This window comes from Microbacterium sp. C23T, assembly GCF_053345975.1.
In genome coordinates this window covers 19,705-39,841 of sequence record NZ_JBKFBD010000014.1, presented here as the reverse complement: position 1 = coordinate 39,841, position 20,137 = coordinate 19,705, and the positions used below count along the sequence as shown (strand labels likewise).

At 69.3% G+C, this 20,137-nt stretch carries 19 protein-coding genes; 9 read left to right on the top strand and 10 right to left on the bottom strand.

Annotated features, from left to right (window positions below; all coding sequences use genetic code 11):
* Window positions 1–25: 25 nt before the first annotated feature.
* Window positions 26–946: an EamA family transporter gene (locus ACLBXX_RS09560; RefSeq protein ID WP_447657841.1), complete on the top strand. Its 921-nt coding sequence runs from the start codon at window positions 26–28 to the stop codon at window positions 944–946.
* Here the strand turns inward: ACLBXX_RS09560 and ppk2 are convergent.
* Window positions 898–1,710: a polyphosphate kinase 2 gene (gene ppk2 / locus ACLBXX_RS09555; protein WP_447657840.1), complete on the bottom strand. Its 813-nt coding sequence runs from the start codon at window positions 1,708–1,710 to the stop codon at window positions 898–900. The two genes, ACLBXX_RS09560 and ppk2, sit on opposite strands and share 49 nt — an antisense overlap.
* 128 nt (window positions 1,711–1,838) lie before the next feature.
* On the opposite strand from ppk2, the gene ACLBXX_RS09550 reads away from it, so the two are divergent.
* The 3 genes from ACLBXX_RS09550 (at window position 1,839) to ACLBXX_RS09540 (ending at window position 7,874) form a co-directional block, all read left to right on the top strand.
* Entirely contained in the window at window positions 1,839–2,636 is a 798-nt protein-coding gene (locus tag ACLBXX_RS09550; RefSeq protein WP_447657839.1) for a hypothetical protein, read from the top strand.
* Between the two features lies 1 nt (window position 2,637).
* A complete protein-coding gene (locus ACLBXX_RS09545; RefSeq protein ID WP_447657838.1) occupies window positions 2,638–4,344 on the top strand; it encodes a Y-family DNA polymerase in 1,707 nt (568 codons plus the stop codon).
* Between the two features lie 95 nt (window positions 4,345–4,439).
* A complete protein-coding gene (locus ACLBXX_RS09540) occupies window positions 4,440–7,874 on the top strand; it encodes an error-prone DNA polymerase (protein WP_447657837.1) in 3,435 nt (1,144 codons plus the stop codon).
* Between the two features lie 51 nt (window positions 7,875–7,925).
* On the opposite strand, the gene ACLBXX_RS09535 is transcribed toward ACLBXX_RS09540, so the two are convergent.
* The 3 genes from ACLBXX_RS09535 to ACLBXX_RS09525 form a co-directional block, all read right to left on the bottom strand.
* Window positions 7,926–8,126: a DUF2188 domain-containing protein gene (locus tag ACLBXX_RS09535; RefSeq protein ID WP_447657836.1), complete on the bottom strand. Its 201-nt coding sequence runs from the start codon at window positions 8,124–8,126 to the stop codon at window positions 7,926–7,928.
* Between the two features lie 41 nt (window positions 8,127–8,167).
* Window positions 8,168–8,497 carry a hypothetical protein gene (locus tag ACLBXX_RS09530; RefSeq protein ID WP_447657835.1) on the bottom strand — a complete coding sequence of 110 codons (330 nt, stop codon included), beginning with the start codon at window positions 8,495–8,497 and terminating at the stop codon, window positions 8,168–8,170.
* A gap of 122 nt (window positions 8,498–8,619) precedes the next feature.
* Window positions 8,620–10,353 carry an L-aspartate oxidase gene (locus ACLBXX_RS09525; RefSeq protein WP_447657834.1) on the bottom strand — a complete coding sequence of 578 codons (1,734 nt, stop codon included), beginning with the start codon at window positions 10,351–10,353 and terminating at the stop codon, window positions 8,620–8,622.
* A 77-nt stretch (window positions 10,354–10,430) separates the two neighbouring features.
* Here ACLBXX_RS09525 and ACLBXX_RS09520 point away from each other — a divergent pair, with 77 nt between their 5' ends.
* Window positions 10,431–11,354 (top strand): LysR family transcriptional regulator, encoded by a 924-nt coding sequence (locus tag ACLBXX_RS09520; protein ID WP_447657833.1) that lies wholly within the window; start codon window positions 10,431–10,433, stop codon window positions 11,352–11,354.
* Window positions 11,355–11,426: 72 nt separating this feature from the next.
* Here the strand turns inward: ACLBXX_RS09520 and ACLBXX_RS09515 are convergent, their stop codons facing one another.
* The 3 genes from ACLBXX_RS09515 to ACLBXX_RS09505 form a co-directional block, all read right to left on the bottom strand.
* Window positions 11,427–12,002, bottom strand: coding sequence for a hypothetical protein (locus ACLBXX_RS09515; protein WP_447657832.1), 576 nt, complete (start codon window positions 12,000–12,002; stop codon window positions 11,427–11,429).
* A 466-nt stretch (window positions 12,003–12,468) separates the two neighbouring features.
* A complete protein-coding gene (locus ACLBXX_RS09510) occupies window positions 12,469–12,795 on the bottom strand; it encodes a hypothetical protein (protein ID WP_447657831.1) in 327 nt (108 codons plus the stop codon).
* A 58-nt stretch (window positions 12,796–12,853) separates the two neighbouring features.
* Window positions 12,854–14,287, bottom strand: a complete 1,434-nt coding sequence (locus ACLBXX_RS09505) for an AAA family ATPase (protein ID WP_447657830.1) — start codon at window positions 14,285–14,287, stop codon at window positions 12,854–12,856.
* A gap of 232 nt (window positions 14,288–14,519) precedes the next feature.
* Here ACLBXX_RS09505 and ACLBXX_RS09500 point away from each other — a divergent pair, with 232 nt between their 5' ends.
* Window positions 14,520–15,260 carry an EAL domain-containing protein gene (locus ACLBXX_RS09500; protein WP_447657829.1) on the top strand — a complete coding sequence of 247 codons (741 nt, stop codon included), beginning with the start codon at window positions 14,520–14,522 and terminating at the stop codon, window positions 15,258–15,260.
* Here ACLBXX_RS09500 and ACLBXX_RS09495 read toward each other — a convergent pair.
* The gene (locus ACLBXX_RS09495; RefSeq protein ID WP_447657828.1) at window positions 15,172–16,491 is read right to left on the bottom strand and encodes a low temperature requirement protein A; all 1,320 of its coding nucleotides are present in this window, start codon (window positions 16,489–16,491) and stop codon (window positions 15,172–15,174) included. The two genes, ACLBXX_RS09500 and ACLBXX_RS09495, sit on opposite strands and share 89 nt — an antisense overlap.
* Window positions 16,492–16,623: 132 nt before the next feature.
* Between ACLBXX_RS09495 and ACLBXX_RS09490 the strand changes: the two genes are divergently transcribed.
* Window positions 16,624–17,013: a DUF1801 domain-containing protein gene (locus ACLBXX_RS09490; RefSeq protein WP_447657827.1), complete on the top strand. Its 390-nt coding sequence runs from the start codon at window positions 16,624–16,626 to the stop codon at window positions 17,011–17,013.
* 120 nt (window positions 17,014–17,133) lie between these two features.
* On the top strand, window positions 17,134–17,421 hold the full coding sequence (locus ACLBXX_RS09485; RefSeq protein ID WP_447657826.1) for a hypothetical protein: 288 nt from the start codon (window positions 17,134–17,136) through the stop codon (window positions 17,419–17,421).
* 494 nt (window positions 17,422–17,915) lie between these two features.
* Here the strand turns inward: ACLBXX_RS09485 and ACLBXX_RS09480 are convergent, their stop codons facing one another.
* On the bottom strand, window positions 17,916–18,557 hold the full coding sequence (locus tag ACLBXX_RS09480) for a hypothetical protein (protein WP_447657825.1): 642 nt from the start codon (window positions 18,555–18,557) through the stop codon (window positions 17,916–17,918).
* Between the two features lie 119 nt (window positions 18,558–18,676).
* On the opposite strand from ACLBXX_RS09480, the gene ACLBXX_RS09475 reads away from it, so the two are divergent.
* A complete protein-coding gene (locus tag ACLBXX_RS09475) occupies window positions 18,677–18,856 on the top strand; it encodes a helix-turn-helix transcriptional regulator (RefSeq protein WP_447657824.1) in 180 nt (59 codons plus the stop codon).
* Window positions 18,857–19,037: 181 nt separating this feature from the next.
* On the opposite strand, the gene ACLBXX_RS09470 is transcribed toward ACLBXX_RS09475, so the two are convergent.
* The gene (locus ACLBXX_RS09470; RefSeq protein WP_447657823.1) at window positions 19,038–20,024 is read right to left on the bottom strand and encodes a nuclease-related domain-containing protein; all 987 of its coding nucleotides are present in this window, start codon (window positions 20,022–20,024) and stop codon (window positions 19,038–19,040) included.
* Between the last annotated feature and the right edge of the window lie 113 nt (window positions 20,025–20,137).

The window sequence follows — 20,137 nt, the reverse complement described above, 5'->3', positions numbered from 1 at the left end:
TTCCCGGTAAGATAAAGTATCTTCCATGGAAGATAAGCGGTGGATGTGGATCCTCGTGACGGCGATCGCCCCGATCGCGTGGGGGAGCGGGTATGTCGTCACGCACAGCCTGCTGCCGGCGGAATCCCCGCTCTGGGGTGGCGTGCTGCGTGCGCTTCCGGCCGGGCTCATCGTGCTGCTCCTCGCACGCCGGCTTCCGCGCGGATCGTGGTGGTGGCGCTCGCTCGTGCTCGGCACCCTGAACGTCGGCGGCTTCTTCGTGCTCGTGTACGTCGCCGGCCAGCGGCTGCCGTCGAGTCTGGCCGCGACGCTGATGTCGGCATCCGCCGCGTGCATGCTGCTGTTCGCGTGGCTGCTGCTGCGCCGCCGGCCGCGGCTCGCCGCCGTCGTGGGCGCGACCGTGGGACTCGTTGGCGTGGGGGTGATGCTCGGTTTCGACGCGGAAGGCGCCGATCCGGGGGGAGTCGCCGCGTCGCTCGGTGCGATGGTCGCCTCCTCGATCGGGTTCGTGCTCACGGCGCGATGGGGCTCCGACGTTCCCGCGCTCTCGATGACGGCGTGGCAGCTCGTCGCCGGCTCGATCGTGCTGCTTCCGGCCGCGGTGCTTGTCGAAGGTGCGCCGCCGATGCTCACGGTGCCGTCGGCGCTCGGCTTCGCGTACCTCACCCTCGTCGCGACGGCGCTCGCGTACGTCGCGTGGTTCGCGGGGCTGCGACGCCTGTCGCCGGGGGTGGTCGGCGTGGTCGGACTGCTCAATCCGGTCACGGGGGTCGTTCTCGGGGTGGCTGTCGCGGGCGAGGCGTTCGGGGTGCCGCAGGCGGTGGGGGTCGGCCTCGTGCTCGTCGGGATCGTGCTGGGTGCGGCGCCTGCGCGGCGTCGCGCTGATCGTCCGGCGCGTCAGCGGTGGTCGGCGTCGGGGAGTGTGGAGGCGACGTCGGGAACGTAGTTCTCGAGGTTGCGCGGAGGGCGCTCGTACCCGCGGGACGGCGGACGCTGCGGGATGACGACGTCCTCGCGGTCGACGACGTCGTACGGGATCCGCGAGAGCAGGTGGGAGATCATGTTGATGCGGCTGCGACGCTTGTCGACCGAGGGCACCTCGTACCACGGGGCCTCGGGGATGTCGGTGTGCACGAACATGCTGTCCTTGGCGCGGGAGTAGTCCTCCCACTTCGTGATCGACAGCACGTCGTTCGGGCTCAGCTTCCAGCGGCGCATCGGGTCGTCGGCGCGCGAGCGGAACCTCGCCTCCTGCTCGTCCGGTGAGACGCTGAACCAGTACTTCAGCAGGAGGATGCCGTCTTCGACGAGCATCCGCTCGAAGATCGGCGCCTGATGGAGGAACCGGTGGTACTCCGCATTGGTGCAGTAGCCCATCACGTGCTCGACGCCGGCCCGGTTGTACCAGGAGCGATCCATCAGCACGATCTCTCCCGCCGCGGGCAGGTGCGGCACGTAGCGCTGGAAGTACCACTGGCTGCGTTCACGCTCCGTGGGAGTGGGGAGGGCGACGATCCGCGTGACGCGCGGGTTCAGATACTCCGACACGCGTTTGATGGTGGAGCCCTTGCCCGCGGCATCGCGCCCCTCGAAGATCACGACGATGCGTGCGCCGCTGGCCTGGACCCAGGCCTGCATGTCGACCAGCTGGGCCTGCAGGCGCCGCAGCTCCTGCTCGTAGGCCTTCTTCGGGATCCGCGGCTCGCTCATGGGTCCTGAGGGTACAGGCTGACGCCCGGTCCGCGGAATGGAGAATCCTCGAACATAACTGTCGGAACCCGGTACTACTCTCGTTCCCAGCAATTGAAAGACTAGAACATGTGTTCTAGAATGTGGGAATGAGGGCGATCGTGCAGCTCACGGCACAGCACGTGCACGAGACCGCCGGCCAGTGGTCGACGGGCTCCGATTCCGCCGCCCGCGGCGCGTCTTCGCTGGGTACCGTCGCGCAGCTGCGCGCCCAGGTCGAGCGGGTGCAGGGGCGACGACTCGACGCGCCGGTGCTGCCGGTGCATCCCGCGCTCGCCTCGCTGCTTCCCGGGGGCGGTCTGCGCCCCGGGTCTGCATACTCCCTGCCGCGCTCGACGTCGGTGCTGCTGGCGCTGCTGGCACAGCCGTCGCAGGCAGGGTCGTGGTGCGGGGTGGTCGGCATGCCGCGGCTCGGCGCCGAAGCGGCCGAGGGGCTTGGCGTCGATCTGTCGCGGCTCGTGCTCATCCCCGACCCGGGCGCGCGCTGGCTCGCGGTGACCTCGACCGTCGCCGAGGTGCTGCCGGTGGTCGCGGTACGTCCGTCGGGGCGGGCGGCCGACGGCGAGATCGCGCGCCTGGCGGCGCGGCTGCGCGATCGCGGTGCGGTGCTTCTCGTGCAGGGGCCGTGGCCGCAGGCCGAGGCCGTGATCGAGGTGGGCGAGCCGACATGGGAGGGGGTCGGCCGCGGGCACGGGTATCTCGCCGGCCGAGAGGTGACGCTCACGTCGTCGAGTCGACGCTGGCCGCGATCACGGCGGGCGCGCGTGATGCTTCCGGATGCTGCGGGGCACATCTCCGCTGCGCCCGAACGCATGCGGCGCGTCGAGGTGCTGCCCTCGGTCGAGTCTGCGGAGTCCTTCGCGCAGCAGATCAGAGCGGTGGGGTGACATGACGCCGGGTACGCCCGTCCGGAGCCTCGTGCTCTGGTTCCCCGACTGGCCGGTCACGGCTCTCGAGCGGGAGGCGGGTGCGGCTGCGGCCGCCGAAGACGAGGTGGGGCAGCGGCCGGGTGCTCGCACGGATGCGGCGCAGGAGAAGTTCGAGGCGAAGCCCCCGGTCGCCGTCGTGGAGCGTAACCTCGTGGTCGCGTGCTCGGCGTCCGCGCGTGCGGAGGGAGTGCGCCGCGGGCAGCGCCGACGCGATGCCCAGGCGCGGTGTCCCGGGCTGACGCTGGTCACCGCGGACGCCGCCCGTGATCACCGCGCATTCGCCCCGGTCGTGTCGCTGATCGAAGAGAAGGCGCCCGGGGTGCAGCTGGTGCGCCCGGGGCTGTGCGCGCTGCGCGCGCGTGGTCCGGCGCGGTACTACGGCGGCGAGGCCGAGGCCGCCCGCATGCTGATCGGCACCCTCCACGAGTCAGGGCTCGACGGGGTGCGGGTGGGCATCGCCGATGGGCCGTTCACCGCGGAGCAGGCGGCGCGCGGTGGCACGAACGCCGCGGATCCGGTCTTCGTCGTGCCCGCCGGTGGTGCGGCAGGCTTCCTCGCCCCGCTGCCGGTCGCGGTGCTCGACGCCTCCGCGCTGCTCGGCGCCGGCGCGGCGGGGGTGAAGGAGGCGACGGACCTCGTGGGTCTCCTCGCTCGGCTGGGCGTGCAGACCCTCGGCGGATTCGCCGAGATGCCCACCGATCGCGTGCGCGAGCGGTTCGGCGAGCGGGGCGTCCGGCTTCACGCGCTCGCCGCGGGGCGCGACTCGCGACCGGTGCAGCCGCGCACGCCGCCGCCCGAGCTCGAGCGCGAGATCGCGTTCGAGCCGCCTCTCGAGATCGCCGATCAGGTGGCGTTCGCCATGCGCGTCACCGCCGACGACTTCGTCGCGGGTCTCGGCGCCGTCGACCTCGTCTGCACCGAGCTGCGGGTCGAACTCGTCGGAGACCGCGGGGAGCGCAGCGAGAGGGTGTGGCTGCACCCCGGATCCTTCGACGCCGCGGCGGTCGTCGACCGTGTGCGGTGGCAGCTCGCGGAGGATGTCGGGACGGGCGACGCGGCCGGCGGCGGGCTCCGCAGCGGGGTGACGCTCGTGCGGATCTCGCCGGAAGCGGTGGATGCGGCATCCCATCACGCTCCGGCGCTGTTCGGCGGCGGACCCGAGGAGCGGGTGCACCACGCGCTGTCGCGTGTGCAGGCGATGCTCGGGCACCGCGGCGTGCTGACCCCCGCGATCGGCGGCGGGAGGTGGCTGGCCGAGCGCCAGGTGCTCGTGCCCTGGGGAGACAAGGACGAACGCGACCGGAAGGCGACCGGCGCCGGAGGTCTCGCGGCGCAGCGCGCACGGCCCTGGCCGGGGAGCCTGCCCGACCCGTTGCCGACGACGGTGTTCGCCGACCCGGTGCCGGTCGACGTGCGGGCGCTCGGCGGCGAGCTGGTCGACGTCGACGAACGGGGCAACGTCTCGGCCGTGCCCGCACTCTTCGTCGAGAGCGGCCGCCGTCGCGCGATCGAGGCGTGGGCGGGGCCGTGGCCGGTGGTGGAGCGCGGATGGGATGCCGCGCGCTCGCGCCGTGCGCACCGGTTCCAGGTCGTCGACGCCGACGGGTCCGCGTGGCTGCTGGTGTGCGACGGCGACGCCTGGACGGCGGAGGCCACCTATGACTAGGGGACCGCGGAGGTCAAGGTACCGGTCGTTGAGCGAGCGAGGAACGAGCGAGACGAAACGCCTCGGACCAACGGGCAACGGCGGGTGATGGGCTGATGGGCTTCAACAACCCGGGCGTGCCATGGTCCGAGATGGAGCGCGTGCTGAGCGGCCGTCGCCGGCCCGACGCACCGCCGGTCGGTGCGGACGGCGGCGACAGCCCCGCGTGGTCGCACAAGCGAGGACCGTACGTCGCGCCAGAGATCGAGCGCCCGGCCGATGCGATCCCGTACGCCGAGCTGCACGCGCACTCGTCGTACTCGTTCCTCGACGGGGCCTCCTCGCCCGAGGAGCTCGCCGAGGAGGCGGAGCGGCTGGGGCTGCATGCCCTCGCGGTCACCGACCACGACGGGTTCTACGGCATCGTCCGGTTCGCGGAGGCCGCGGAGTCGCTGCAGCTCAAGACCGTGTTCGGCGCCGAGCTGTCGCTCGAGCTGCCGAAGCCGCAGAACGGCGAGGCCGATCCGGTCGGCGCGCACCTGCTGGTGCTCGCCCGTGGCGAGGAGGGGTACCACCGGCTGGCGGGGGCGATCACGCACGCGCAGCTGCAGGGGGCGGAGAAGGGCAGGCCGGTCTACGACCTCGAGGAGCTCGCCGCGCAGGCGGCGGGGGAGTGGGCGGTGCTCACCGGGTGCCGCAAGGGCTCCGTACGCCGCGGGCTCGCCGAGAGCCCCGACGCGGCAGCCGGCGAACTCGATCGCCTCGTGACGCTGTTCGGGAAGGACAACGTGCACGTCGAGCTCATCGACCACGGCAACCCGCTCGACACCCGCGACAACGATGTGCTCGTCGGGCTCGCGCGGGAGCGAGGCCTTCCTCTCCTCGCGACCAACAACGTCCACTACGCCGTGCCGAAGCGGCAGCTGCTCGCCGCGGCGGTCGCCGCCGTGCGCGCGAACCGCGGTCTCGACGAGCTCGACGGCTGGCTGCCCGCCCATGCAGGCGCCCACCTGAGGTCGGGCGCCGAGATGGCGGAGCGGTTCGTCCGATTCCCGGATGCCGTCGCCCGCACGGTGACGCTCGCCGACGAGCTCGCCTTCCCGCTGCGCAAGGCGAAGCCTGCGCTCCCGAAGCAGAAGGTGCCCGAGGGGCACACGCCGATGTCATGGCTGCGGCACCTGGTGTGGGAGGCGGTGCCGCGCAAGTACCCCGATCTGACGGAGGAGAACCGGGCGCGCATCGAGAAGGAACTCGGGGTCATCGAGATGAAGGACTTCCCGGGCTACTTCCTGATCGTCCACGGCATCGTGCAGTTCGCCCGGAGCCGGGGCATCCTCTGTCAGGGGCGCGGGTCCGCCGCCAACAGTGCCATCTGCTACCTGCTCGACATCACCGCCGTCGACGCGATCGCGTACGACCTGCCGTTCGAGCGGTTCCTCTCGAGTCTGCGTGAGGAGGAACCCGACATCGACGTCGACTTCGACTCCGACCGTCGGGAAGAGGTCATCCAGTGGGTGTACCGGGAGTACGGGCGCGACCGCGCGGCGCAGGTCGCGAACGTCATCCAGTACCGCCCCAAGAACGCCGTGCGCGACATGGCGAAGGCGCTGGGGCATTCGCCCGGGCAGCAGGACGCCTGGTCGAAGCAGATCGAGGGATGGGGAGCCCTCCTCGAGACCGGCGCCGGCCACGACATCCCCGATCAGGTGCTGGAGTTCGCGTCCGAGCTGCTCAAGGCCCCGCGGCATCTCGGCATCCACTCCGGCGGCATGGTGCTCACCGACCGGCCGGTGGGCGAGGTCGTGCCGATCGAGCACGCCCGCATGGAGAACCGCACGGTGATCCAGTGGGACAAGGACGACGCCGCCTGGATGGGTCTCGTGAAGTTCGACCTGCTGGGCCTCGGGATGCTCGCCGCCCTGCAGTACTGCTTCGACATGATCCGCGCCTCGACGGGGGAGGACTGGGAGCTGTCGACGATCCCGAAGGAGGAGAAGGCGGTCTACGACATGCTGTGCCGTGCCGACTCGATCGGTGTGTTCCAGGTCGAGTCGCGCGCCCAGATGGGGCTTCTCCCGCGCCTGCAGCCGCGCCGGTTCTACGACCTCGTGATCGAGATCGCTCTCATCCGCCCCGGTCCCATCCAGGGCGGGGCGGTGCATCCCTTCGTCAAGCGCAAGCTCGGTCAGGAGAAGGTGACCTACCCCCACCCCAAGCTCGTGCCGGTGCTCGAGCGCACGCTCGGCATCCCGGTGTTCCAGGAGCAGCTCATGCAGATGGGCATGGCCGTCGGCGGGCTCACCGGCGAGGACGCCGACCTGCTGCGCCGCGCCATGGGCTCCAAGCGCGGGATCGAGCGCATCGACTCGCTGAAGAAGAAGCTGTACGCCGGCATGGCAGAGAACGACCTCGTGGGCGAGGAGGCCGACGCGATCTACGCCAAGATCCAGGCGTTCGCGAACTTCGGCTTCGCCGAGTCGCACTCCCTGTCTTTCGCGCTGCTCGTGTACGCCAGCTCGTGGATCAAGCTGCACTATCCGGCCGCGTTCCTCGCGGGGCTGCTGCGGGCGCAGCCGATGGGGTTCTACTCGCCGGCAACGCTCGTGGGCGATGCTCGCCACCACGGTGTCGAGGTGCGCCGTCCCGACCTGCACCTCTCGGGCAGCGAGGCGGTGCTTGAGGCCGTCGCCGGCGCTTCGACGGGCTCAGCGACCGGTGGGGACGCTTCGATCGGGCCCGAAGGGCCGACCGGCCTCGACTCGTGCGCCGAGCGGAAGCAGCCGCCGGTCGGGCTCTTCGACCTCGACGCGCCCGACGAATCCGCCGCACACCGCCGCGACGGGAGGTTCGCGGTGCGGCTGGGACTGGCCGGCGTGAAGGGGATCGGGGCGACGGTCGCGCAGCGCATCGTCGCCGCGCGCGAGACGGGCGGGCTGTTCCGCGACCTCCGCGATCTCGTGCGGCGCACCAGCATCACCGCGGTGCAGGTCGAGGCGCTCGCCACGGCGGGGGCGTTCGAATGCCTCGGTCTCAGCCGGCGCGAGGCGATCTGGCTCGCCGGGTCGGCGGCGCAGGACCGCCCCGAGTTCCTGCCGGACTCGCTCATCGCCGTGCAGCCGCCGCTGTTCGCCGACCCCACCAGCTACGAGCGCCTCGCTGCCGACCTGTGGGCGACGGGCATCTCGACCGACGACCATCCGATCACCCACTACCGCTCCGGGCTCGATGCGCGCGGCGTCCTGACCTCCCGCGAGCTGCGCAGTCACGAGGTCGGCCGCCGCGTCGAGGTCGCGGGACTCGTGACCCACCGGCAACGGCCGGCGACAGCATCCGGGATCACGTTCCTCAACCTCGAGGACGAGCACGGTCTCGTCAACATCGTGTGCTCTCTCGGTGTCTGGAACCGCTACCGCCGCATCGTGCGCGATTCCCCGGCGCTCATCGCGCGCGGAATGCTGGAGCGTTCGGCCGAGGGCGTGACGAACCTCATCGCCGACGCGTTCGAGGATCTCCGCATCGGCGTGCAGCACCGCGCGAGGGACTTCCGCTGACGGATGCCGCCACGCTGGCCGTGCGGAGCGCTCGCCGCCGCGGAGACTTCATCATTGTTCGTCGGTGATGGCGCCTGTCGGCTCCGCATCCTCGACGACGTGGTGCACGCCGAGTTCGTCGGCGACGCCGCGTCCGGCATCCACCGCTTCCTGCTTGCTGGTGAAGCTCCGCGACAGTTCCGGATGCCCCGACACGTGGTTCTCCCACTGGCCGCGGTTCGAGCGGGTCACGACGGGCGTGGTGTCGTCCATGAGGTGGTTCTCCTTCGGCAGCGGATGGTCGAGTGAGTCGGTCAGATCTCGTCGTCCCAGTCGTCGTGCGAAGGGGGGAGATCGATCACTGCGACCGGGCGCAGGCGTCGCTGGATCGAGTTCAGGCGGGCGACCGCGACCTCGTCGACGAGTTCGTCGTCGTCGTCGCTGTCGGCATCGCGTGCGACCATCTGGCTCGCCGGACCGATGAGCACCGTCACCTCGCCCACGGATCCGTCCAGTTCCCTGGTCGGAACCGTCACCGCCTCCGCCTCACCGGCTTCGGCCAGCGCCTGGCCGCAGCCGAGGAGCGCGGCCGCGATGTCGTCCCCCGTCACGAATTCGCTTCCCGCGTAGATCACCCTCTTCACGAGGCCTTTCTACCCCGTGCACCCGCGTTCGCCCTCGGGGGTTGCAGCCTGCGGCCGAACGGGGTAGACCCCGGACCCGCCGATCAGGCGGATCCGGGGTCTATCGGGGGGATCGCGTCGGACTACTCGACGAGCTTGCCGACGACAGACACCTCGCGCATGAGCGCCCTGATGTCTGCGGGGATGGGCGGGATCTCCTCCCGCACGACACCGGTCGAGGGGGACCACACCAGGTTGACCTGCAGTTCGGGATCGGTGTCGGGGTAGTCGCTCCGGTTGTGGCAGCCGCGCGTCTCACGGCGCTCGAGCGCGGCTTCGAGCGTCGCGCGGGCGGCGAGAGCCGCCGATTTCAGGTCGAACGCGTGCGCGAGGTCGTGGTAGCCCGCGATATCGGGGTGCACCCCGATGTCGGCCATCCGCGCCTCGATCGCGTCGAGCTCCGCGAGGCCGGTGAGCAGCCCCTGCTCGTCGCGCACCACGCCGGCGTGCTCGGTCATGGTGTCGCGGATCGCCCGCTGGAGCGCCCGGACGTTCTCGGTTCCGGATGCGGTGAGCAGACCGTCGATCTCCGCGCGAGCGGTCGCGACCGCCGAGGCCGAGCGCGTCTGGGCGGGCAGCGCCGCGGAGTACGCGGCTGCCGCCTGTCCGACGATGCGGCCGAACACCAGGAGCTCGATCAGCGAGTTGCCGCCGAGGCGGTTGGCGCCGTGGAGTCCCGAGGACGCCTCGCCGATCGCGTAGAGGCCGGGGACATCGGTGGAGTGGTCCGACGAGCGCACCCAGACGCCGCCCATCGAATAGTGCGCCGTCGGCGCGATCTCGATCGGCTCCTTGGTGATGTCGAGCATCTGCAGCTCGAGCATCGTCTGATAGACGCGGGGGAGGCGGGTCATGATCGTCTCGCGCGGGAGGTGGGAGACATCCAGCCAGACGCCGCCGTTCGGCGTGCCGCGGCCCTCCTTGATCTCGGTGTAGCAGGCGAGGGCGACGCGATCGCGCGTGGACAGCTCGAGGCGCTCGGGGTCGTACTTGTGCATGAACCGCTCGCCGAGACCATTGCGCAGGATGCCGCCCTCGCCGCGCGCCGCCTCCGAGATGAGCGTCCCGGCCGCGTTCTCGGGCTCGATGATGCCGCTGGGGTGGAACTGCACGAGCTCGGGGTCGCGAAGGCGGCCGCCCGCCTCGACCGCGAGCCGGAAGGAATCGCCGGTGTTCTCATCGCGTCGCGACGACGTGCGCCGCCAGATGCGGTTGTGCCCGCCTGCGGCGAGGATCACCGCGTCGGCGTGGATCAGGTAGCGCGTGCCGTCCTCCAGGTCGAACCCGTACGCGCCGAAGACCGCGCCGTCGTCGTTCACGAGGATGCGCGTCACGTACACGGTGTCGAGGATCGGCACCTGCAGCTGTGCGGCGCGGTTGATCAGCGTGCGCTGGATCTCGAGGCCGGTGTAGTCGCCGGCGAACGCGGTGCGACGGTAGGTGTGCGCACCGAAGAATCGCTGCGAGATGCGCCCGTCGTCCTCGCGGGCGAACGGCATGCCGTACCGCTCGAGGTCGTCGATGCCGCGGGCGGCGCCCGACGTGACGATCTCGACGGTGTGCGGGTTGGCGAGGAGGTAGCTCTCCTTCAGCGTGTCGGCGGCGTGCTGCTGCCAGCTGTCGTCGGCATCCATGGTGCCGAGCGCGGCGTTGATGCCGCCGGCGGCGAGGGAGGTGTGGGCGTCCGACTTCGGTCGCTTGCCCAGGGCGACCACGTCGACGCCGGCTTCGGCGAGTTCGATGGCCGCGCGAAGACCGGAACCGCCGGTGCCGATCACGAGGACGGTGGTGGAGAGCTGGCGTTCTGCAGGGATCACGTCAGACACGCTAGGCAGTTCTGTTCGATTACTCCAATGCATATTCTTGGTCATATCGATAGCGGTACGCTATGCACATGAATCTCGAGCAGCTCCGCGCCTTCGTCGCTGTGGCGCAGTTAGGCAACTTCACCCGCGCCGCCGAGGAGCTCCACCTCGCGCAGCCGTCGCTCAGCCGTCAGATCTCGACGCTCGAGCAGAGTCTCGGCGCCGAGCTGTTCCACCGTGCACGAGCGGGCAGCACGCTGACCGTAGCGGGGGAGTCGCTGCTGCCCCTCGCGCGGCGAATGCTGGCGGACGCGGCATCCGTTCGCCGTGAACTTGACGAGCTCGCCGGCCTGCAGCGCGGTCGGGTGCGCCTGGGTGCGACCCCGACTCTGTGCATCAGCCTGGTCGCCGAGGTGCTGAGCGCGTTCCACGCCGCGCACCCCGGAATCGAACTGCACATCACCGAGAGCGGTTCGCGCGGTCTGCTGGATCACCTCGCCGGCGGTGAGCTCGACCTCGCGTTGATCACGACGTCGGGTGCGGGATCCCCGGAGCGATTCAGCGTCGCGCAACTTCTTGTCGAGGAGCTGGTCGTCATCTCTTCAGCCGGCGCACCACCGCTCACCGCGCGAGAGAGCATCGGTCTCGGCGAGGTGGCCGGCCTGCCGCAGGTGGCGTTCAGCTCGACGTACGACCTCCGGGCGACGACTGATGCGGCGTTCGCGGCCGCGGGGCTGTCGCCGTACACGGTGATCGAGGGTGCGGAGATGGACGCCGTGCTGCGCTTCGTCGAGCGGGGGATCGGTGTCGCGATCGTGCCCGCAATGGTGCTCATCGAGCGGTCGGGGCTGCGGTCGGTGCGCCTGTCCGATCCGACGCTGACGCGCACCATCAGCATCGCCCGCGTCGCCGACATCTCACCGACGGCGGCCGTCGAGGTGATGGAGCAGACGATCGTCCGCACCGCCGCCGCGCTCGCCGCAGGACCTCAGGCCACGATGCGGCTCGCCTAGCCGCAGGACGCGAGGGCGACGGATGCGCCGAGCCGCGGCATCCGTCATCCGAATGGCGCGACCACGGACGTGTCAGGGGGTGGGGGAGTCGTCGGCGGGGACGCAGCCGGGCGGCTCGGAGTTGCCGCTCAGCGTGAAGTCCTCGCACGTGAGGAACCGGCTCTGGTTGAGACCCAGGACGAACGATGCGAGGGCGATGGCCGCGACGATGGCGAAGATGCCGAGCCGGACACGCGGCGGATAGTCGGCGATCACGTCGGGCCACACGGTGCGCACGACGACCCACAGCGTGAACGGGATCCCGACGAGCCCGACGACGACCGCGAGCACATCGAACAGATTGCCCCAGAGATCGTCCGCGGCGGGGGCGCTGGTGAACGACAGGACGAGCCACAGCGACGGGATGACGAGCGCGATGGCGCGGCCCGCCTTCACGCGGGGCCGCGCCGGCTGGATCAGCACCACGACGAACCCGGCCGTCGCGATCACCCACACGGTCAGGAGCTGGTCGAAGAACGGAGTGTGCCACGCCCCGAGAGTGAACGCGGGCCACCAGATCGCGCCGCTCATTCCGATGAGGACGATACCGATGCCGCGGTAGCGGGACGGCGTCTTCGATGCGGCGTCGGGCGCGGGTGTCGCAGTCATCCCGGTCCTCTCCGGCGTGGGTCCGTGTGACGTGCACAGTAGTGCATCCGTGTGGAACCGCGGGAGAGCGCGAGCGTGAACGCGCGTGGCGAAATGACGTCGTTGGATGCTGTTCCCCGCACAGTGTCCGCGATATGGTGAGGCGACGGACTGCTTGCCGTGATCCTGGGAACTGATCACAGCGCGAGCGTCCGGACTGGGGATCTCTGGGGCTGGGCCGCTGATTTCCCCTGCGCTCCCCCCGCGCAAGGACGGTCCCTCGGACGTTGCAGCTAGAGCCTGTAGCGTCCGAGGGACCTCAGCCTGTCCCGCTGGCGTCACGCGCCCTTTGGGGGAGGGCTCGGCACTGGGGATGCCTGTGTGACGCAGTCGAAAGGTGCGGGACCCGGCCTGCTGCCCACCCTAGCGGGTGACGACAGACGCTCGCCGAGCCACGCGCAGGACTCTGAGGCGATGTCGACGACCGTCAGTGGAACTGCCCGTCGGCGGACTGGATGATCTGCCGCATGACGTCGATCGAGATCTGCTCGCGCTCGCCGTCGACCCATTCGTGGACGATGAACGGGATCCCCAGGCCGTCAAGGTAATCGGCGGTCTTCTCGAGCCGGGGGACGACCTGGATGTGGTCGTTGCCGAACAGCCCTGCCGTATAGACGGGCTCGCCGTCGCGGATCGCGCGTCGCAGCTCGACGGTGGAGCGTCCCGTGATGCGGTACAGCGACTTGAGCACCTCACTGCCGAAGTCGGGGGTTCCGTCGATGGTGAGCGAGAGGGCGTTCTCGGGCGTGGTCACCCGTCCATCACAGCACGTCGAGCCGCCACCGCGGTGCGTCGGTCGCCGCCACCGGCGGTCACGAGCCCGCGAACCATCCGAAGCTCGCCGCCTGGTGATCGTGAAGTGGGCCGGCCGACGACCCGTCCGTCGCGGAGCCGAGCATCGTCCGGGTCAGCTGCGCCCGCGAGTCCATCAGGCGTGTGAGTTCGGCAGCGAGGTCGTCGTCGTGGGGTTCGCGCCCGTCCTGGGCCGCGCGGAGAACGGTGCGCCGCATCAGCTCCTTCGCGAACGATCCGGCAGTGCCCTCGGCTCGCTCGGCAGCGGCGTCCAGCGCTGCGTCGCTGTACGGCAGGTTGTGGGCATAGCGGCGGAACAGCCGGCGCCGCTCGGCCAGAGCGGGAAGCGGCACCTCGACCGCGAGGTCGACGCGTCCGGGGCGCTCGGCGAGCGCCCGCTCGAGCGCTTCGACGCGGTTCGTCGTCATGATGAAGGCCACATCGGCATCGCCGTCGAGACCGTCCAACGCGTCGAGCACCTCGAACAGCAGAGGCTGAGGAGAGGAGTGCCGTTCCATCGCGACGAGATCGATGTCTTCGAGCACCACGATCGTGGGCTGGAACGTGCGGGCGATCTCAGCCGCGGCACTGACGAACCGGATGCTGGATCCGGTCAGCACCACGGCCGTCGTCTCGGGAGTCGCGCTGAGCAGGTGACGGACGGTGAGCGTCTTGCCGGTTCCCGGCGGCCCGTACAGCAGAACGCCGCGCTTCAGATGCTGGCCCGCACCTCGGAGCGCATCGCGGTGCGTGCCGATCGTCACGACGTGCTGGACGATCTCCGGGAGCACCCCTTCGGGAAGCACGATGTCTTCCGCGGCGACGGAGGGACGTGCCACGAACGTGGCGCCCGCCTCACGCCCGTACTCGGTGTGCTGGAACGACAGCACCTGGCCGCGCAGCACGCTGAGCTCGACCATCGTCCGCCGGAGCGCCTCGAGGAATCGGGTGACGAGCGCGGCATCGGCCGCCATGACCTCCACGAGAGCGGTCTGCCTGCCGTACTGGGGCGCCGCCGCGCGCTGAGCCAGCGCGATCGGGGCGCCCTCGAAGCGCAGAAGGCGGAGTCCGAGTGAGACGACGCGCCTGCTCGAGTCGGGTCCGGTCGCACGCTCGGCGTAGTCGACCGGTCCGACGTCGTAGCGGACGTGGCCGTTGCTGACGAACTCGGACAGTCCCTGGTGGTGGCGCTGATCACCGCCGGTGACGCCGATGAGACGGCCGTCGCCTTCGGCGGACAAGGCTTCCAACGCGATGTCGGCGTCGACGAGGCGGTGATCCGAGATCTGCTCCTGCACGACGGAGACGCGCTCGGCATCCGTCGCCAGATGCTCGCTGATGAGGTCGCCGAGCGGAGTGCGAGCGAGGACGGTCTCGCGCGCCGACAGCTCGTTGACACGGTGCAGGTAGACGGAAACGGCTCGCATCAGATCGCGGTCATCCTCGTGCAGCATGTCACCGAACCTCTCATGAACCGGCGACAGCGCACCACTTCGCGGCCGCGCTTTCGCCGCCCCCACCAGAGGTCCGCCGCGACGCTGCCCGCGAGTGGAGGACCCACCGACCGGATACCCGACACGTCGGCAGGCGTCAAGACGCCGTTTCGACGGGCGCCCGATGCGAGAATTGCCGACGGGGAGCAGGGGTCGGGGGGACCGGCCAGCACCGAAGCGAGAAGCCGTGGCTGTGAGAAGTGAGATATCGAGAGCGCTGACGCATGCGCTCGAGCGCTCGGAGATCACCGCGTGGTTCCACCCTCAGATCGATCTGGTGAGCAATCGGGTGGTCGCCGTCGAGGCGCTCTGCCGGTGGAATCATGCGGAGTGGGGGCTCGTCGGGCCCAATGAGTTCATCCCGGTCGCCGAAGAAGACGGGATGATCGCGGAGATCGGCCGCTTCATGGCCACGCAGGCGATCGCCGTGATGGCCAAATGGGGCATCGACGTCTCGGTCAACGTGTCGCCCGCACAGCTGCAGGATTCCGCCTTCGCCACGTGGCTCGGGCAGCTCGTCGAGAGGATCAGCCGTCCCGCGCGGCGACTCACGCTCGAGATCACCGAGGGGCGACGGATCGGCAACGTGTCGGCGGTCGTCGCACGGCTCGATGGGCTGAGGGCGTTGGGGCTCGGAATCGCGATCGATGACTACGGCGCCGGACAAGCCTCCCTCACGCAGCTGAAGCGGCTTCACGCCACCGAGCTGAAGATCGACCGCGCGCTCGTGATCGACGATTCCCCGTCGGCCGAACGCACGATGGGGGACGCTATCGCCGTCGCTCACGAGGCCGGCATCCGCGTCGTCGCGGAGGGTATCGAGACGCCGCAGCAGCTCGAGAAGGTCAAGACGATGGGATGCGACCGCGGCCAGGGCTACCTGTTCGCACGTCCCATGCCGCGAGCCCAGATGGCGGCGCTCTTGGCGGTGTAGTCAGTTGCGAGCGTGTCACGGATGCCTCGGGGCACCGGCCCGCGGCATCCATTCGTCGTGATCGCCCTACGAGGCTGCTCGCTCGGGTCGCGCGCATGCGACGCCGGTTGAGTTCGGCGAGACCGATCATCACCACGATGAGCAGGACGACAGCGGCGACCACCGCCGCAGCGGTCACCGCGGCGGAGAGGGGAACCAGCACCCAGGGCAGTGCGACGCCGGGCAGTCCCCAGAGCACGACGTCGCGCCAGCGCACCCCGTAGCGCAGCGACTCCACGACGCTCGCCAGGTAGAACAGTGCGATTCCGCCCGCGATGCAGGCGGCGCCTCCGGCCGGCAGCGTGTGTGCGCCCTCGGCGACGGCGGTTCCGAGGCCGGCGGCGAACAACGCGATACCGGCGATCAGCACGAACGGCAGATACATCACCGCGTCCCGCAGCGCACCGATGCGACCGGCGGTCTGCAGCCTGTGCAGGCCGGCCTCAGCCGAGCCGGAGGCGTAGTGGAAGAACACCCAGGCCAGCAGTGAGATCGCGATGAACGCCAGGATCGCCGTCCCCAACGACGCGAGCGTCCAGTGCTCGTCGAGCTGCGCGATGGTCGCGAGGATCGATTCGCCGAACACGATCACGACCAGCAGGCTGACGCGCTCCAGCAGGTGGTCGACGTCCAGGGTGCGCTGCAACCAGGCCGTCTGACTCCCGAGGAACGCCAGCAGCCCGACCTCGACCGCGATCGCCACCGCCCACAGCACGAATCGCGCCGGCGGGGCGACGGCCACGGAGATGAGCCAGAGCGTGGCCGGCAGCGCGCTGAAGGCGATCGGACGCCAGAGCGGCACGCCGATGGTGCGCCGCTTCGCGATCCAGGGCAGCATCCACACGAGGCGGATGAGCGCGTTGCCGACCGCGAAGACCCAGGCGCGCTCGCCGAGCGCCTCCGGAACCGCGGCGGCCATGATGCCGATGGCGATCATCGCCACCGTGACGGCGGCCCAGACGACCGGGGTGACGCGGGCTCCGAAGAGGTTGAGCGTCAGCGTCATGTTCACCCACGCCCACCACGCCGGCGCGAACAGGGCGAAGAACACCAGCACCTGCGTCCACCCGGGGTCGCCGTGCAAGAAGTGCGCGAGCTGCCCGATGTAGCCGACCATGACGAGGTCGAAGACCAGTTCGAGCCAGTGCGCACGTCGCCCGCCGCGGATGTCGACTTCGGGTCCTTCGCTCACGCGGTCAGCGTACGACCGCCAGCGGGTGGGTGCGAGGGGAGGGGTGCTCAGCGCTGGAACTTGTCGCTGTCCGATGCGCAGCAGCAGGTCTCGGTGATTGCTTTCCGTGGAGGTGTTCGCGAGGATTCGCGAATGAGTGAGAAGTCGGATTCGGAACAGATCGATGACATCATCGCGCAGCAGGACGGCTGGAAGCAGGAGACGCTGGTCGCGCTGCGGGCCGCGATCACGGCTGCCGATCCTGATGCCGTCGAGGTGGTCAAGTACAAGAAGCCGTCCAAGCCGGAGGGGGTGGCGTTCTGGGCCCACGACGGAGACGTGTGCTTCATCGACGTGCTCAAGAACACGGTGCGGTTGACGTTCAGCAAGGGCGTCCGGATGGCGCCCAACGACCTGTTCAACACGCGACTGGACAGCAAGGTCGTCCGGGCCATCGACTTCGCCGAAGCAAGCCCGGTCGATGACGTCGCGATCAAGATCCTCATCACGGAGGCGGTGAAGCTCAACGTCACTGCCACGTGAGCGCGCCTCGTGAGCGGGTCAGCGCCAGGCCGACCACCCGCTCGTTGATGGCGACAACACGGTTCTCGACATCGCCCCTCACCCGTCGACGGACGCGACGCGCGGTGGGACACTTTCGCCATGGCGATGGATGAGATCTGGGCGCGCCTGGCCCCCGTAACCCGCGACTGGCTGATCGCGAACAACGGCGACGCCGTGCCCGCAGACATCGCAGCCGAGATCGACGAGGTCGCCGACAGCGCGAGTGCAGACGACGTCTGGGCGGTGGACCCCGAACCCGGCGCGGATGATGCTCTCGACCTGGACGACGACGAAAGCGGCGATCCCGACAGCGAAGACGGACCCGGCGTCCGATACCTTGCCGACGACGTCGTGGACTGGATCGAAGAGCAGGCGAACAACGAATAGCGGCGCGCTGACCGGCTAAGACCCGGGTTGCCGAGCGCGCCTCGATCCGCCCAAAGTGTGGGCCAATCGCTTGCTCGAGACGCTGCTTACCGAAGAAAAACCCAGGTCAAGGCTGTAAAAAGTAGAGATGCCCCTGGAGGGACTCGAACACGACTGAGCATAATGCTCAATCATGCTGATACCTGCAAGAACCGCGAAATTACGGGGGTCTCGGGGGAGCTGGCCGACATCGCGCAGCAGTCGGAAGCAGGTCGCGGCAAACAGTTTGCGGGCAAAATGCGGGCAGAAAACCGCAGAAAATCAGGGGTCTCGGGCGATGTTCAAGCGCACTGCGCAGGCTGTGGAACGGGCAGATTCTTCGCTAGCTGCAAGAGAGCACATTGCGTAGCTTAGAGCCGTATTCACCGTGATGTGTGAACAAAATGCTCAATCACCCACTTTGCCTTGAACCCCCGGGTGAAATCGGCCCACGTGGCCGCCTGTCAGGGTTGTGGTCATCGCCCGATCGACGGACCCCCGGGCCCGGACGGGCCGTAGTACGGCCCTGTTGCGTGTGGCCTTAGTGGGTTGTACGGGTCCACTGCCGGCGCACGCCGAGGCTCCTGGATCCGCACCTCCGGTGCGAGACCCGCATCGCGGGCGCGAGTCATGAGGCGGGTTGCGGTGCTCTGGCTGATCTTGAGGGTGTCGCTGATGAGCTTGAGTGGGGGGTAGCTGATCGCCGTCGCGACGCGATAGACGGCGATCGCGGCGTGCAGGGACTCCAAGGGTTCGCGCTCCTCCTGCGCCTGCATGCGGCTGAGATACTCTCGCACCGGGATGCGGGAGCGATCGCCAACACTCTCTTCGCTGACATCGACCGTGACGACCTCGAGGGCTGACCTCGTCATGATCCAATGCGTGCGCACCTCGCGCAGCACTTGGCTGGTGATGTCGACGCCTTCCCCTTCGCGCTCAAGGGCGGCGAACACAACGGCCGTGCGGCCAAGCGCAGCGTCCCACTCCACGCGCACGGTGATCGTGCCGGGCACGTCCTGCTCGCCTGACACCCGCGCGTGCCACGACTTCGGCAGCGTGACGCCGCTGCCGAGATCGATGCGTTCGTCGCTGAAGTCATATGCCGTGACGTCTGCCATGGAGCCCACTATTCCAGGTTGGAGACGAATCGCGAAGAAGACTGTCGATCTTGGCTCACGGTTGTGGTAGCTTGCGACGAAGGGAGACTGACACTGCTGGCTCAACGGAAGGAAGGGCGATGAACCGGTCACAGGACTGCCTGGCTCTGACGATGAAGGATGCCGCCAAACTCGTCGGCGTCGACTACCGCACGATCAAGCTCGGCATCGAGAGCGGGACCATACCCACGATCCAGCTCGGCCCGCGCCGGATGGTCCCGCGCGTCCCGCTGCTACGCGCCTTCGGCGTCGACGTCTGATAGCGGCGGGCTGCTGCGTGGAGTGGAGGGCGTTTGGTTGATCGCGCCAGCGTGAACGCTCGTCGATGTGCTGAAGCGACAAATCATCCGGAATGTCGTGCGCTCGATCCGGATCCCGGGAGGGCACTGCCCGGCCGGACCTGTCATCGTCCCTTCGCCCACCTGGTGCTGATCCTGGGCTTCAGCGCACGAGGGCGATCGCTCCGACGATGAAGGTGACGACAACGACGAGCGGGCTCAGTGCAAGGGCGAGCGCCCAACCAAGACGTCGGTTGCGGGCGGCGGTGATGGTGGTCTGAAGCCCAGCAAACGCAGCAAGGTCGGCAGCGGGGATGTCGGGATGGCCCCAGGTCGAGGGCTCGGCCGCTACACGGCTTAGCTGAGTGATGTCGTCGGCACTCAGCACTGCAGCTCGGGATTGCATCCACCGCGGCAGTCGCGAGGCCGCGAGCACGACGACGCGTTCGGGCCGTTCGCGGATGGTGAGCCGACGGGCTGCGACGATCGCGATGACGGGGGTGACGTCGACGCGTACGCGGCGTGTTTGGGTGAGGAGTTTCGCGACGCGTAGCGCTTCGAACTCAGTGTTGCGCAAGTGGTCGGTGCGTTGCCCGTTCACGAGAAGCCGCCGGGAACCGACCCACACGTTGCCGCCTGCATGGAACTTCGAGTTGATCGTGAAGACGCCCGCGGGTCCGATCACGATGTGGTCCACGTCGCTACCCGCGCTGCCGATGGGCACAGAGTGAATTGCGAACCAGCCGGGCCCGAGCTGATCCAGAAGTCGGGCGACCTCAAGCTCGCCGAGGGCACCCAGGTACCAGGGGCGGCTATCGACGTTCAAGGGGCTGCGGCCAAAGAATCTCTGCGTGCCAGTTCGGACGGATACCGTCGCTTGAACGCGAAGGAGCTCGGCGATCACCGATGACGCGGGAGCCCGCAGGCGAAGCACGTCAGCATCCTCGCGGCGCGGCGCCGCGGACGTTGTCGCAGGGGACAGGTCCGACGGCGTGACTATCGGAGCGCACTCAACGCACCGCACCGTCCGACGACTGCGCTCATAGATCGCATCCATCCCCGCGGCCAGCGTCACGCCGCATAACCGGCAACGCCCGGTGTATCGGAGCAGCATACGACGGACATTCGTGTCGTCCATCGGCTGCGCCATGGCGAAATTCTATGAGTCAGCGGAGGACGCGCGAGCCTGCCTTTGGGCGTGCCGGTCGAACGCAGTGCAGGCGGTGCGGCGATGAGGCGCCGCGCGGAGTCGCCGCCGCCAAG